This is a genomic window from Flavonifractor sp. (assembly GCF_019422385.1).
In the GTDB taxonomy this organism is placed as follows: domain Bacteria; phylum Bacillota; class Clostridia; order Oscillospirales; family Oscillospiraceae; genus Flavonifractor; species Flavonifractor avistercoris.
Genome location: NZ_JAHZDL010000169.1, coordinates 1 through 1,880, shown reverse-complemented (window position 1 = coordinate 1,880; position 1,880 = coordinate 1). Strand labels below are relative to the sequence as shown.

The 1,880-nt window shown below is 65.8% G+C and carries 1 protein-coding gene; it reads right to left on the bottom strand.

The features are described 5' to 3' along the window. A partial coding sequence (gene lepA / locus QZ378_RS12845) for a translation elongation factor 4 (RefSeq protein ID WP_291258550.1) occupies window positions 1–1,070 on the bottom strand: 1,070 nt, incomplete at its 3' end. Window positions 1,071–1,880: the final 810 nt, after the last annotated feature.

The window sequence follows — 1,880 nt, the reverse complement described above, 5'->3', positions numbered from 1 at the left end:
TCCTGGATGATCTCCATGTGGAGCATGCCCAGAAAGCCGCAGCGGAAGCCGAAGCCCAGGGCGGCGGAGGACTCGGGCTCGAAGGACAGGGAGGCGTCGTTGAGCTGGAGCTTCTCCAGCGCATCCCGCAGATCGGGGTACTTGCTCCCGTCCTCGGTGTAGATGCCGCAGTACACCATGGCCCGGGCGGGGCGGTAGCCGGGCAGGGCCTCCGCCGCCGGGCGGTCGGCCCCGGTGACGGTGTCGCCCACCTGGGTGTCCTTCACGTTCTTGATGGAGGCGGTGAAGTAGCCCACCTCCCCGGCGATCAGCTCGTCGCAGGGCTCCATGCCCAGGGGGAGCAGGTGGCCGCACTCCAGCACCTGATAGGATGCCCCGGAGGCCATCATTCGTACCGTCATGCCGGTCTTGATCGTCCCCTCCATCACCCGGAAGTAGACGATCACGCCCCGGTAGGCGTCGTACTGGCTGTCGAAGATCAGGGCCTTCAGCGGCGCGGCCGGATCCCCCTTGGGGGCGGGCACGTTGGCCACGATGTCCTCCAGCACCGCGTCGATGTTCAGCCCCACCTTGGCGGAGATCTCGGGGGCGTCCTGGGCCGGAATGCCGATGATGTTCTCAATCTCGTCCTTCACCCGCTGGGGATCAGCGGCGGGCAGGTCGATCTTGTTCACCACCGGCAGGATCTCCAGATCGTGCTCCATGGCCAGATAGGTGTTGGCCAGGGTCTGGGCCTCGATGCCCTGGGCCGCGTCCACCACCAGGACGGCGCCCTCGCAGGCCGCCAGGGAGCGGGATACCTCGTAGTTGAAGTCCACGTGGCCCGGCGTGTCGATCAGGTTGAGCTCATAGGTGGAGCCGTCGGCGGCGGGGTAGTTCAGCTTCACCGCCCGGGCCTTGATGGTGATGCCCCGCTCCTTCTCCAGATCCATGTTGTCCAGCAGCTGGGACTCCATCTCCCGCTGAGATACGGCGTTGCACTTCTCGATCAGCCGGTCGGACAGCGTGGACTTGCCGTGGTCGATGTGGGCGATGATGGAAAAATTTCGGATTTTGCTCTGGTCGGTCAAAAGGATGCACCTCCGTAGGAAAGTCCACGCGGGGCCCCGCACAGCGGGGCGCGCCGGTGGCGCGTACAAGCGTTTTCGCCAGAGGCGAAAACCTTGCCGAAGGGGCAATTCACTTGCCCCGAGGAAATAAAATCAAAGGGGGTGCCCCCGCAAGGGCATCAGCCCTTGTGGGGGAGCGACTTTCCGTGGTCAATGTGGGCGATAATGCTGAAATTGCGGATCTTGCTCTGGTCGGTCAAAAAAATACACCTCCGAAAGATGGGAAATGGTCAAATAACAGCGGGGCGGCGCGTCAAGGATGACACGCCGGACAGGTCCGCCCCCAGGGGATCCCCGGCGGACAGGCGGCGGGGGCAAGCCCCCGCCCTACAGAACAGGGTAATGATAGGGGCCCCGGCAGGCGCACCGGCTCTCCGAGCCCTACGCATACCCGCGGCGACCGCCTTGGAATTTCAGGGGCATGGCACCGATGGCGGCCCGGCGGGCGCAGCCGGTACAGCGCAGCGGCTCTCAGGGCCTGCGGGGTAACCGCGATGCGTGCCACCCGAGACGCGGCGTCGTCGGCCCAAGCTACGGATCGTTCGCTTTCGGGCAGGCCCGAAAGCTCATTCCCTCCGCTGGGCCCTTGCTCCCGTCGCGGCATTGCGATTCCCGGGCCGAAGTGGCCCGCCAATCGCGCCGCTCCTTTTCTCCGGCTCGCTTTATCCGCCACCGGCGGCGCTTCGCCGGGAAACTCTCCCCACCGAACCCGCTGCGCAGCCGTTGGCGGCTTTGCCGCCTTACGGATGCGGCGTGCCCCTTGCGGGTACT